Source organism: Lysinibacillus sp. GW821-FHT14F06 (assembly GCF_058803665.1).
In genome coordinates this window covers 12,884-25,747 of the sequence record NZ_JBXAPF010000032.1, presented here as the reverse complement: position 1 = coordinate 25,747, position 12,864 = coordinate 12,884, and the positions used below count along the sequence as shown (strand labels likewise).

Here is a 12,864-nt window from a genome sequence, read left to right as displayed (position 1 = left end):
TTTAAAAAAACGATATAAAAATAATTTATATCGTTCATAATAAAAGAATAATTTTACTTCTTAATTCTCAAATTGACTATAAGCCTTTTTTAAATATTTCGCAATATTTTCAAAGTCTGGATAAATAACAGATTCATCCATCCCTAAATCTTTCAACCATGCTTTGAATTCCGACTTCTTTACTGAAGGAATTATATTTCTCAATATAATTTTATTTAAATCCATGTGTTCTTTTAAATTAATTAGGGTTTCTTCATCTAAATAATCCAGATTCGTCTCTAACATTGAACTCTGTCTCCAGTCAAATATCCGATACCTTTGAGTACCATTTCCTTTATCTAATAACCCATTCACAATAAAAGCACCTTGTTGTCTAATAATTCTATTATTATTTAATACTGGTTTCACAAAACAAATATCCAATAAGTCAATCGGATTTATTTCATCTAATGCTAATTGTGTCTGTTTTTTTATTTCATGACTTAATCTCTTCACTATCGGCAAAGAATTGAAATCTCTAATTATTTTAACTTGCATATCATTTATATTTTCCATAAAAACTTTTGAACGATTTTTAGAAATGTTAGGTAATGAATGTTTTATTAAGCTTATTATGCTCTCCATTATTTCTGTCAGTAATTCGTTTTTATCATTTATATTTAATATGGATAACGCAGATAACATTTCTACAGTATCACTATCAAAATATTTAATATCATCTTTATTTGTTCCATATACAATTAGTTCTCCATCAACCTTAAAATCGTTCTCAACTGCAAAAAATAAGGCAACCATGACACTAGAAGTAATATCTAAAAGTCTAGTTGGTAAAGAATAATGTTGCATAGCAGTTAGTTTCTCTAAGTATGTATTCAGTGCTAACATTTCTTCAGAACACCTAACTTGGATTTCACGAAACATTATATCTTCATTTTCAATAAACCCCTTTTCTCTATAAATACTTGGAATCGATAAATAGTTTGAGTTAGTATGTCCTCGATAAAATAATATTTTCTCCGATGATTCCTTAGATTTCCTCTTAATAAATTTATAAAAATCTAAAAAATCTTCCATTAAACTCCTTTTTATGTCATTCAATTCCAAACCCAGATTCATAGTATTTTTATTATTATAATCAGATAACAAATTAATTTTTTGAACTACCTTCTCAAAGATTCGATCCTCATATTCTATGCTATTACTTAATTTCACTTGTTCTTTTATTCTGTTTATTAAATTAAAAAGTTCATTGGAATCTTCTAAGAAATTAATTCGATATTTAAAAGAGTTGTAAATATATAACTTCCCTTCATTCTGTACTGCTGTATAAATAAGAGCATTAATGATCTTTTTTCTTCTTAGTTCCAATTCATTTTGAGAATAATTTAATCTTTCTTTAACTAATGACAATTCTTTTTTCAAACCATTTTCTTCTTCTAAATTCTCTTCTCGCTTTATTTTCAGCATATGTAATTTTTGAAGTATTTCACTATACTTACTTTCATCAAGTTGATATTTCATCTTTAAGTCATCTATTTCAGAATAAATACTTCTCAATTCAGTATCAATATTTTCAATATCTTTATAAATATTATCTATATATTTTTTTTCAGTATTTCTAAATAAGCTATCTTTAATTCTTTCTTTATCTGCTACTAAATCTTCTAGGAAATAAATCCTATAACGATGCGTTTGTCTTTTTTCATCAACTTTTTCTAATTCTATATTCAATTTCTTCATTTCACGATTGTACTGCGCTATATTACTTCGAACTTCAAAATTTCTATTTTGAAGAAACTTTAGTTCTTTATTATTGTTATTATTTTTTGCTCTATTATAATCTTTCACTAATTTAGAAAAATCACTACCCGAATTTTTAACATACTTACTAATTAATTCTTGTTTAACTCGATATTTGATCTCAGGCTTCTTATTTATCAGAAAATCATCCACACAAATATATCCATTTAAATCTAATAAGTTTTCTACTTTTTTTAAGACGTCATTTAAATCTTCACTACTTCCCAACAAATACTTTCCCACCAGATACACCTCCAAAGTAACAATAACTATTATATCCTTTAAAGTGAATTTTTACATTTTAATTATCTTATACACAGTTGCTCTGCCAATTCCATACTCCCTAGCAATATCATTTGCACTCTCTCCTGCTTCAAATAAAGCTCTTACACGCTTCTTAGTCTTCTCATCGATTGGTGGTCTCCCTCCTACTCTTCCACGTTTTCTTGCACTCTCTAATCCTGCTTTTGTTCGCTGTTGAATAATATCACGTTCAAACTCAGCAAATACAGCTAACATACCAAACATAGCTTTACCTGTTGGAGTAGTTGTATCAAATGCATCGTTAATTGAAACAAACTCTATTCCCTTATCTTGTAACTCTCCCGTGAGTGTAAATAGCTCTTTTGTGCTTCTAGCTAATCTATCTAACTTATACACAACAAATAGATCTCCATTAGCTGCAGCTTTCATCGCATGTTCAAGTTCAACTCTTTCTTCTTTACGACTTGATATTTTTTCAACATACAAGATAAACTCTAATCCTTTTTCTTTAGCATAGTGTTCAATGGCTTGCTCCTGCATATCTAGATTTTGATCTTCTGTACTAACTCGACAATATCCAATAACTCTTCCCATAATACCCCCCATTCCATTTACTTATACGTTTTATACACTTTTAACAATAGACGAGTTTATAGACAAAAACAACAAAAAAACGAAGTATAAACGTTAATTTATACTCCGCTTTAAATTAGTCTATTAAACGATGGTTTTATAGATCATCTACAAATGTAATATTATATGAAATCGGCGTTTTTTCCCACTTATTATTTTCAAAAAAACTATATGGGTCACAAATTTTCTGTATCTTCGGCGACTTGCTTAAACATTCAGCAACTAAGTAAATATAATACTGATTTCTATACCTCTCTGATGAATTAAGTTCATTCATGGTTAAAATAAAATTTGGAAATCTTTTAGTAGCAGTGCCTTTTACTTCAACATACTTTTCTACTCCATCTATATCAATGAACTTAATATCATATCCAGGCTTTTCACTTAGTTGAGCTACCCATAATACTTCTTTCATTCCTTCTTTTTTCAACAATTCTAATACTATCTCTTCTGCTCTATCTCCAATGATTTTAGCGTTCTTAGAATATCTTGGAACTCCACTATTTTTATTAGGATTGGAACTTCTGTGTTCTTTATTTGAAATTGGTTGTTTTTTTGTATGTACAATAATATCATCTACTACAGAAATATTTAGTTCTTCTAATTTAACAAGTGACTTTTCTTCTACAACCAAATTACTTCCTTTTACATCTTTTTCGACTTTATGACTAGTCTGAGAAAGAATTTTTATATATAATTCCTCAGAAATTTTTCTTACTCCATCTCTCCAATGGTTTTCTCGAATAACTTCTTCATAGTAATGATTATTTTCATCCTTATTGATTACAGGTTTATCAAACGGTATGAAATCTAAAATTTGCGCATAATATTGTTTTGGATTTTCTTCATCCTTATGAACCTCTCCAATCGTAGCGACACCAAAATAATGAGGAAATCTAGTTAATCTAAAATCTTCATAAGCTTTATTTTTCATTGTTCCTTTATAATAAATTACTCTAGTTCCACTCGTTAGCTTATTAATATATTTCGTGGGAAAGTGATATAAAACGCCTGTTTTGTCATCCCATTTTGATTCATCATTCTCAGTTATAACAGCATATTCCATAAGTCTTCTCCTTTATACTTTTGCTTTATTTATCATATCATTTTCTTAATGAACCTATTGTATTTATCTACCAGACCATATCGTCTCGTAAAAATACAACAAGACCACATGAATGATGCCCATGTAGTCTTATTTACTCTCCATTTAGATACCTTTGAATCTCAGAATTGACTTTTGAAACCAAAGCTTCTCCATTGTAGCCATAATAATCTCCAATAATGTCTTCATAATAATCCAATGTATAGTCATCCAATGTGTTAAGGAAGAATTGATTTAGAGCAATGAGATTATCCTTAGTAGTTGCATAACCTTGGATTTCTGTACCAATTGCTAAATATGCATACCTATTAGCTATGTGATCTAGCTGTGTTAAAAAATCATCGTCCGTTTTAATTTTAGCTCTTTTGAATACTTCTTTTGCATACAGAATAAAATAAAATGCAATTTCAAACTCTAATCTCAATTCAACATTCCTATTTGCACCATCTAAAAATCTATTCACACTATAGTATGAGTAATTTACTTGCAAAGTGGAATTGAAGTGTTGTAAATCCTTCTCCATTTCAATTATCGTATCTTGTAGACTACTAAACGGAAGGTTTGTTTCTTCAACCGGACGATTATACAAATAAGCATTTTTTAATAATGAACTTAAGTATTTCGAAATTAATTCTTTATGAATTGATTTATAATAACTTATTTTATCTCGTCTAACAGTTAACAGATTATTCAATAGTTGCGCTAAAACAGCCGCTATTAATGCTACAGAGGCTGTTATTATTGCAGGAATATATTCTACAGGCATCACTCTTCACCCTTTCAAATCTTCAATTTAATAATCTTTTAATATAAGTTTTTACGCTCTCTTACAAGGATATTACAATTTCACTAATTAATCTATCAGACACAAATATCCTTTATTTGATCTCTATCATTTGATATATACATACCTTATGATATGCATCTTCCTCTATTCATTACTTTATCTACTTTAAATCGATGTATGGGAGATATAAATAAAAATTTCAAAATATCACCTCTCCTAAACGCTTTTACTCCATTAAAATGTTCATAAGGACAACTAATTCTTAAAGATTGCTATTGAAAAAAAAACATACGAGATCATATGGTCAAATTTGGTGTCAGTGTATAATATCACTCTCAACATTTTCATCCTACATTAGAAAATCACATATTGGGGACGCTGCGTTTTTTGAAATGTTTTTATCTCCCGCTACGCTCTCGATAAAAATCAATTCAAAAACACGCTTTTCGTCCGTCCCCAAACCCCTCGACGAGTTTCATGTTTGGTCAATTTTGGTGTCCGTATATAATATCACTCACAACAAATTTAACCGACCATCTTTTCTTTAATCTGAATAATTCTCCATGCAGTTTTATAGCGTTTTCCCTCCTTTTTAGCCTCATGTGGAAAAATTCGATAAGAAGCTCCTTTAGTTGTAAGTAGCTCATTAATTTTCTTTGGTTTAGTGACTAAACGTCCATTTGATTTCAAGTTCAACTGTTCAGCAAAAGCTCGCTTTTCCTCATTGCTATAAAAAATTAATCCCTCAGTATACCCTTCTTCTAATGCTGTACGAGTGTTCAAATCTAAATAAGCATCCATTGATACGCTTCCCTCTTTTCCAAATAGCTCAACAATAAATTGACGATACCCGCCAGCCATTTCTTGAATATCCTCAAGTCGCTTATATTTATACTTATAGCTATCAAAAAGAAGTTGGTTTACACCTATTTTATACAACTGATTAGGGAGCGGCTCATAGTAAACTAGCTGATAAGGATCAGGTTCACGATAAAATTATCGATCATATTCTCCTTGGGAATGTTCCTCAAGAAACTTGGCGTGTTTCATACGAGTGGTTAAATTCCCTTTATCATATCCTAATCGCCCATTCGAACGATTCTTCACTGCAAGATGCACATAATCAGTTTCTGTATCTCTTATACGCTTTCTTCCTACACACTGAACCAGCACATCAGGATCAGCTATATCTACTATAATAAAGTGCAGGTCATCATCAATGATATTTAGTCCTGCATCAAGCGTTTGCGTAGTGAATAAGAATAGATCATCAAAGCGTTGGTTCTTTAAAAGTTGCTCTCGCTTTTCCTCATCGACATATTTATAATTTCTATGACTTTTACCGCAAATGAACATACTATGTTCTTCAAAGTGCTTATATAGCTCATAGCAATCATTAGCAGATTCAATAAAGATTAGAGCCTTCTCCCCTTTTGCTATTCGCTCTTTCAATCCATTAATTAAAAACTGTTCATCATCAAAAAACTCTAAGGTTTTAACATAATCATAATTAGCTGAAAGAGTGTATTCTTGTGGAGTAATTGATTTGCGGTTATGCAAATATTCTTTAATGAAATCATTTGTAGCACTCATAAGCACTACAACTCGCTCATCTGTTCCTTCGATAATTTCATTGAGAGATAAGTCGGTGAATTTATTGAAAGAAGAATCATTTCCGAAATAATGGTATTCATCACAAATAATAAATTCGTACATCCATAGATCAAGCTGATTTTGACGAATAATTGCCTTCTCAAAGCTCTGGTAAGTGATTAAATCAATTACATCAGATTTTCCTTCAGCAGCTACTTCAGCTTCAAATTGTTCCAAAGTGCCGGATCGATGAAGAAAGAACAAAATTTGCTTTCCTTTCTCTTTCGCATAATCATAAAGTGTATTTTTTACGAAGTGACTTTTACCTTTTCCTGTGCCAGCAGAAATGGTGATAATGTCCCCTCTTTGCCATTCAAGATAATCTTGTTGTATTAATTCAGTAACATTCATTATAAACTTCCCCTTTATTTCGAAAAAATTATGGGGCTAATATATAGCCCCAATTAAATTAAATAGAAATTATTCCTCGTTTGGCAAACTGATTCATTAATGAATCAAATTTAAATGCTTGTGAAAAGTTTGCCTTTTGATTTGTTTTCTTATTAATTGTGTAATACACAAAATCACCCGATGGTAAAATTGCCAAATGAATGATATATTTTGTATTCGAAATTACGTATTTATCCAATGAATTTTCAAAAGAAAACCCATGTAATCTTAAATAAATTCAAGGATGTATTTGTGCCATATAAACACCGTTTCATCAGGCTCATAAGCTCTCTTCACTTCCATGCTACCGTTATCTTTAAAATACTCACAATATTCAACTAATTTTTGCATACATTAGCCCCCCACCCATTCTATTCAAAACATTCAGATTTTTAAGTCTACCCAAATCCTATAAAACACTTTTATTAGATTTATAAAGATTCCTTAACTCTGCAGCCTTTTCATTCCAGAGTTTTATTGCTGACATACCTCTTAGATGTTTAACCTTCTCATTATAGGCTCTATCTTCAGCAAATAATTGTTCGTAAGTACTAATTAAGAGACGAGTCTCAACAATTGATTGATTAAGAGAAGATTTTTTCTCTATATCATTTGAATGATTAAAGAAGTTTATCAGAGCATCTAAATCAGTTTTTGCAGACTTTAGGTGTACCTCGAATGAAGCAATTTTTGATTCAACCATTTGAATTTGCGCATCAATTCCTTCGAACTTAAATGTACCTAATTCAAGAGCTAATTCTAATTGCTTACGACTTAAACCATATGATTTTCGAAGCTCCTCTTTATTCGTAAATCGCTCCCATACCAGATATTTTCCTTTATGATACTTAACCATATAGTACGGTTTATGAACATCATCATGCGCTAATTTTAGCAACCAAAATACACTACTAGATGTATAATGTTGTTCTCTACGATGTAATTCATATTTATCAATACCATCTGCAAATGCTAATTTTGTTCGGACATAAAAGTGATCGTGATTATCTACAAAGTAAGCAAATGCGGCTTCAAGTACATTTTGGTAAAGCACCTCAACACCTTTATATGCTCCATTACCAGCTCTCTTAAATTCCCCAATTATTCTACCAATAGTTGCTTCAACCATCGGTAAGTCTTCAAACTCACAAGCACCGATTTCATAAAATTTAATTGCATTACTTCGGTTATCTTTTTCGCTATCGGAAGTTGCAGAATTAAAATAATCCTGAACCTTCTTTGAGTGATGTTTAATAATGATTCTTTCTAATCGTTGATTTTCTACGATAGTTTCCATGTAAATCTTCCTTTACTCTGTTTTATTTATTGAAGTAAAATGGAGATTTTACTCTCCACTTTACAAAATTAAAGTTTAGCTTTCTCCTTAATTTTTTGGTAAATATGTTGCGGCTTCAAATAGCTGACTGAGATAAACTTCCTCATCCACATCAGCATACTTATCCTGAGCATCTTCAAAGAACATTTTCAAAATCTCTTCTTCGGATGCATCCATGATCATAACTGCTTCTCTCATTAGATCATCAATTAAATCATCGTCACAGTTATCAAAGATCATCATTTTATATTTTTCTAATAACCATGAACGATAACTCTCCGTAAAATCTTTTAGAAAATTACTATTAGGAATCATCATTAATTCCTTTTCTACAAAGTTTATTTCATTATTCCTATCCATTTTGTTATCCTCACTTTATTTCTAGTATTAAAATCAAATTACTAGGTTTTTTATTTTAATTAATCCATTCTTTTGTGAACGAATCTTAATGATATGAACCAAATCTATGCGTCGCTAATACCATATCGAACACTTGTTTAGAGTAATTCATATCTTCTTCATAATAACGATCATTCGCACTTACGACTAATTCGTCTAATAGCTTTTGCTTAGGCGTATTGTAATAATACAATCGCTCTTTGTTTAACTTTGCGATTAATTCAACAATAAACTCATCATTAGTATCAGAAACTGATAGTTCACGAAGCTTATTTTCTACATCTACAATTGCATAAGCTCGAAACTTTTCGATTACTAAATCAGTAAACCATTCTTTTGGAATAGTATAGAACTCTACAGTCATTTATTCTCACCTCACCTTATATATTAATAATATTTTAAAGTGCAATTATGCACTCTGAACACAAACACGAACATTGCTAAGTGTAGACAATACTTAGTTTCCCTTAAAACTACAAAACACGAACTTAGACCAACTTTCTCGGTCTAAAATTCGTGTATTTGAATAATACTCTATTATTCTAAGTTTGTAAACCATTTTATAAATTTCTTTTCCAAGAAAATAAAATTACAGATTTTATATTAAAGATACTCCCTCAAATCCTTTGCAACCTCTTCAACATCCAAATCCAAATACTGAGTCGTGACAGCCAAATCACTATGACCTAAAGCTTTTGAGATGATAGCTATACTTGCTCCTTTGTCATGTAATCTCTTCGCATACGCTCGTCTGATAGCATGAGCATTAATATTTTCTAATTTGAATCGCTTAGCGTACTTAGTCAATTGTTTTGAGATAGCATTATTAGTCGATTTGGTATTAAGGCTTGTTCCTTTAGTCGAAATGAACAAATTGCTATTGCTTTCACTATAATGATTACGAATGTTATTATTGCATCGAATCAATACTTTGAATAACTCCACCAATTGTTCATCAATAGGAAGCTTTAAAATTTGGTGATTCTTTAAGATAGCTCCTTCTAGTACAAGCGTCTTACTATCAAAGTCAATGTGATGCTCCTTTAGCTGTCCCAAGGTATTTATACGAATCCCTGTTTTATACATCGTCAGTATCGCTGCAACATCTCTTAATCCTACAAAAGTATTCTTATCAATCAACGAAACCAAAATTGCAATATCATTCGGCTTAGCACCTTTTTTAACCTTCTTATCAACCTTCACATTTATAGATTGCCAAAAGTTTATCGTTAGCCATCCATTTGTTAAACACTTACCTAGGAACGACTTCAGCACCTTTAAACGTGTGAGCTTCGTTTGATTCACGACCGCCATTCCGTTAAGCCATGAATAGATTGTGTCTACTGTAATATCATCTAAATACTTTACTACTGTACTTTTAGCGAAATTCGTTAATACCGTATTGTAGTCCTTTAGCGTTCTTGCTCTGTAACCACTCACTTCCATTTGCTTGATAATCGTTTCTAACGCCTCTGTAAAGCCTTTTGAGAAGCTCCTAACCTTTTCACCTTTAACCGAAGCGGCAAGCTCCTGTGTCGTTAATATAAAGTCTACATCAAACAATCCCGACTTTTTGGTCATAAAAAAAATCCTCCATTCAATTGAATTGGAAGATAATTTCGGTACGCTATTCACGTAATTTTTCGGGTAATAAAAAAGGAATTCTGCATCAGTGACCGAAGCCCCGACCGAATCCCTAATTTCTCACAAATCCAATTGTATCAATGGTTTGTGACTGATTTATTGACGTCCCAGGAGGGATTCGAACCCCCGACCGACGGCTTAGAAGGCCGTTGCTCTATCCAGCTGAGCTACTGAGACATGATGTCGTTTCTATATATTGCATATGAAGGACAATATTTATTATATGTACTTTAGAGGGAAATGTCAACATTAATTTTACTTTGAAGGCAAGGTTTGCCTCATAGAGGTTATTATATGATTTCAAGAGTGACATTATGAATCTTTGCCTGTTCTTTTTTCTAGTCATGACCGTTATTTTTGCTAAAATGATGAGTAGCAAAAACGGGAGGTATGATTATGTTTAAAGAATCAGTAGTTATTGTCACGGGTGGTGCACAAGGCATTGGTAAAGGCATTGTGCTTGCGTATGCGAGACAGGGTGCTCATGTTGTTATTGCTGATGTGAACAGAGAGTTAGGTCAGCAAGTAGAGTGCGATTTGCTAGAGCAAGGATATTCTGCGCTTTTTATTCATACTGATGTGACAAAGGAACAAGATATTATTCAGTTAATGCAAAGGACCTCTGATTATTTTGGTACTATTCATATTTTAATAAATAATGCGGGTAAGTTTCAACATAAATCTCCATATGACGTAACATTTAAGGAATGGAATGATATGATGCAATCTAATTTATCGAGTGCCTTTTTCTGTGCAAGGGAGGCTGCGAAAGTGATGAGGTCTCATGAGCACGGTGGTGCGATTGTTTCTCTGGCCTCTACTCGTGCTGAAATGTCTGAGCCTGAAACAGAGGCTTATGCGGCAACAAAGGGTGGAATTGTCGCGTTAACGCATGCTTTAGCACGGTCATTAGGTCCAGATCATATTACCGTTAATTGTATTTCACCAGGATGGATTGAAACCGGTGATTATCAGCAGCTTCGTCATGTGGATCATGCGCAGCATTTATCTGGACGTGTAGGTGTTCCTGAAGATATTGCTCAAGCCTGTCTCTATTTAACAAACCCTGCAAATAATTTTGTAACAGGCATCAATCTTACTGTCGATGGGGGTATGACAAAGAAAATGATGTATGAAGATTAATCAAATTTGCCATCTTTCATACTCGGAACTTAAAAAGAGTATTCTACAGTAGTAAGAAAAATAAAAAGGAGTGAATGATTGTATCCTTATTCTCAAGGGTTTACTCTTAGTATGCTGTATCCCGCTCCATACACTCATTATACGGCACCAATTCGCCATTTTTTAAAACGGTCAAATGATTGTCGGCGCTGTATAAGTAAAACTGAATCTGATTTTATGGCAATGAATCGACTTCTCTGGATGGAGCACGTTAATTGGACGAGGATGACAATTATCAGCATTGTTTTTAATCTGCCTGACCTTCCCTTTGTGCAACAACGATTGTTACGTAATGCGACCGACTTAGGAAACTGTCTACGTCCATTCTATGGTGATACTATTGCTGATCGTTATGCTGCATTAATTAAAGAGCATCTTATTATAGCAGCAGAATTAGTGACTGCCGCTGCTAAGGGAGATGCTAAAACAGGAGATGCTAAAGAAAAAGAATGGTATCGGAACGCAGACGAAATTGCTATATTTTTACACAGTATTAATCCTTACCTAAGTATAGAAGGTGTGCAAAAAATGTTCTACACACATTTAGCGTTAACGAAAAATGAAGCCATAACCATGATACAAAAAGATTATCAAACAGATGTAAATATTTTTGATGAAATTGAGGCTGAAGCACTTGCTATGTCAGATATGATTGCCCAAGCGATTGTCCTACAATTTTGTTATCTCTTTTAGGAATAAATACCAGATCTATTGACAATGATTTTTGTTAATAAATCTGGTTTTTCTGCTCAATTACAGGTGGAAAAATTTTCGCCTTCCTGCACTTTGCAAAATGGACTATTGGTTGAGTCCTTTGGAGCATTTCGTTTATAAAAGGTGCTAGCTTATTGCGCTCAATATTGATCTGTGCTTTTTGCAGCTGCCAAGGCAGATGATGTATATCGATACGTAATAATAAATTATTCGATTTTGTCCATGAGCAATAGCGTTCTACTAACCATTTATCAAAATTGCTGCTAGTAATTTCACTAGGTAATGGTTTATAAGAAATTCTTGCTCTTTCCTTAAAGATGTTACTATGACCTGTAAAAGAATAGTTATTCCCCTTTTGTCGTAGTGCCATTTTTGCATAACGATATTTTAAACCGCCCATTGAAGCTAATTGTGCAACAAAGTGATTTGAAACATCTAAGGTAAAAAAATAAATACCTTTCTTCCCCCTATACGTCACATAGGTACGTATATTAAGCTGTACATAAGAATCAGTTCCAGGAAATGGTGGCAGCATTCGTAGTCGTTGTCCTTTTACTTTAAAAAGCACTATACTAAGCCAAGCGTTTTGTTCAAAGAGATCTAATTTTAAACCAATTGGGATATGTTGCTCTAGTATATGAGGAGGGACAGGCCAATGCAAAAACAATACGTCCTGCCATATTTGCGTTAAAATCCACGGTTTGTTCCACATTCAATCACTCCCTTCTGTAGAATCAATTCTCTCCTACAAAAGAGTAGTTCAAACATTTTATTTTTGTTCCGTTTCTAGCGTTTCATTTACAACAAAGCGATAATATAAATTGCGAAGCTCAGATTCTTTAAAAAGCCCTAAATGTTTTTTTAATTGTGGATGTACTAGAAATCCATGTGTACGTAGCTCTTTAACAAACCAACCCTTTGAATATTTATGCATCTAATATAGTCTCCTTTAGCATT

Annotated in this window: 15 protein-coding genes and 1 tRNA gene; 2 read left to right on the top strand and 14 right to left on the bottom strand. The window is 32.2% G+C overall.

The genetic code is table 11. The features are described 5' to 3' along the window. Nucleotides 1-60 precede the first annotated feature (60 nt). From AC1RNS_RS21240 to AC1RNS_RS21185, 12 genes are all read right to left on the bottom strand, one after another. The gene (locus tag AC1RNS_RS21240; protein ID WP_492995553.1) at nucleotides 61-2,043 is read right to left on the bottom strand and encodes an FRG domain-containing protein; all 1,983 of its coding nucleotides are present in this window, start codon (nucleotides 2,041-2,043) and stop codon (nucleotides 61-63) included. A 51-nt stretch (nucleotides 2,044-2,094) separates the two neighbouring features. Continuing rightward, nucleotides 2,095-2,658 carry a recombinase family protein gene (locus AC1RNS_RS21235; protein WP_492995551.1) on the bottom strand — a complete coding sequence of 188 codons (564 nt, stop codon included), beginning with the start codon at nucleotides 2,656-2,658 and terminating at the stop codon, nucleotides 2,095-2,097. Nucleotides 2,659-2,794: 136 nt separating this feature from the next. Continuing rightward, nucleotides 2,795-3,763 carry a protein NO VEIN domain-containing protein gene (locus AC1RNS_RS21230; protein WP_492995550.1) on the bottom strand — a complete coding sequence of 323 codons (969 nt, stop codon included), beginning with the start codon at nucleotides 3,761-3,763 and terminating at the stop codon, nucleotides 2,795-2,797. 133 nt (nucleotides 3,764-3,896) lie between these two features. Further along, entirely contained in the window at nucleotides 3,897-4,568 is a 672-nt protein-coding gene (locus AC1RNS_RS21225; RefSeq protein WP_492995549.1) for a hypothetical protein, read from the bottom strand. Nucleotides 4,569-5,114: 546 nt separating this feature from the next. Beyond that, complete coding sequence (locus AC1RNS_RS21220) at nucleotides 5,115-5,528, bottom strand: hypothetical protein (RefSeq protein ID WP_492995547.1); 414 nt, start codon at nucleotides 5,526-5,528, stop codon at nucleotides 5,115-5,117. Between the two features lie 57 nt (nucleotides 5,529-5,585). Beyond that, nucleotides 5,586-6,593, bottom strand: a complete 1,008-nt coding sequence (locus AC1RNS_RS21215; protein ID WP_492995546.1) for a DEAD/DEAH box helicase family protein — start codon at nucleotides 6,591-6,593, stop codon at nucleotides 5,586-5,588. A 267-nt stretch (nucleotides 6,594-6,860) separates the two neighbouring features. Continuing rightward, nucleotides 6,861-6,983 carry a hypothetical protein gene (locus tag AC1RNS_RS21210; RefSeq protein WP_492995545.1) on the bottom strand — a complete coding sequence of 41 codons (123 nt, stop codon included), beginning with the start codon at nucleotides 6,981-6,983 and terminating at the stop codon, nucleotides 6,861-6,863. Between the two features lie 58 nt (nucleotides 6,984-7,041). Next, nucleotides 7,042-7,929 carry a hypothetical protein gene (locus AC1RNS_RS21205; protein ID WP_492995543.1) on the bottom strand — a complete coding sequence of 296 codons (888 nt, stop codon included), beginning with the start codon at nucleotides 7,927-7,929 and terminating at the stop codon, nucleotides 7,042-7,044. A gap of 87 nt (nucleotides 7,930-8,016) precedes the next feature. Next, on the bottom strand, nucleotides 8,017-8,328 hold the full coding sequence (locus AC1RNS_RS21200; RefSeq protein ID WP_492995542.1) for a hypothetical protein: 312 nt from the start codon (nucleotides 8,326-8,328) through the stop codon (nucleotides 8,017-8,019). Between the two features lie 85 nt (nucleotides 8,329-8,413). After that, entirely contained in the window at nucleotides 8,414-8,731 is a 318-nt protein-coding gene (locus tag AC1RNS_RS21195) for a hypothetical protein (RefSeq protein ID WP_492995541.1), read from the bottom strand. A 239-nt stretch (nucleotides 8,732-8,970) separates the two neighbouring features. Then, a complete protein-coding gene (locus AC1RNS_RS21190; protein WP_492995540.1) occupies nucleotides 8,971-9,948 on the bottom strand; it encodes a tyrosine-type recombinase/integrase in 978 nt (325 codons plus the stop codon). Nucleotides 9,949-10,114: 166 nt separating this feature from the next. Then, nucleotides 10,115-10,188: transfer RNA gene (locus AC1RNS_RS21185), tRNA-Arg, on the bottom strand. Between the two features lie 219 nt (nucleotides 10,189-10,407). On the opposite strand from AC1RNS_RS21185, the gene AC1RNS_RS21180 reads away from it, so the two are divergent. Together AC1RNS_RS21180 and AC1RNS_RS21175 are read left to right on the top strand one after the other, a co-directional pair. Further along, nucleotides 10,408-11,154, top strand: a complete 747-nt coding sequence (locus tag AC1RNS_RS21180; RefSeq protein WP_492995539.1) for an SDR family NAD(P)-dependent oxidoreductase — start codon at nucleotides 10,408-10,410, stop codon at nucleotides 11,152-11,154. A 111-nt stretch (nucleotides 11,155-11,265) separates the two neighbouring features. Beyond that, nucleotides 11,266-11,886, top strand: a complete 621-nt coding sequence (locus tag AC1RNS_RS21175; RefSeq protein WP_492995595.1) for a hypothetical protein — start codon at nucleotides 11,266-11,268, stop codon at nucleotides 11,884-11,886. 34 nt (nucleotides 11,887-11,920) lie between these two features. Here the strand turns inward: AC1RNS_RS21175 and AC1RNS_RS21170 are convergent, their stop codons facing one another. Next, a complete protein-coding gene (locus AC1RNS_RS21170; RefSeq protein WP_492995538.1) occupies nucleotides 11,921-12,619 on the bottom strand; it encodes a YqjF family protein in 699 nt (232 codons plus the stop codon). Between the two features lie 57 nt (nucleotides 12,620-12,676). Further along, the gene (locus AC1RNS_RS21165) at nucleotides 12,677-12,841 is read right to left on the bottom strand and encodes a DUF2639 domain-containing protein (protein WP_492995537.1); all 165 of its coding nucleotides are present in this window, start codon (nucleotides 12,839-12,841) and stop codon (nucleotides 12,677-12,679) included. Nucleotides 12,842-12,864 lie beyond the last annotated feature (23 nt).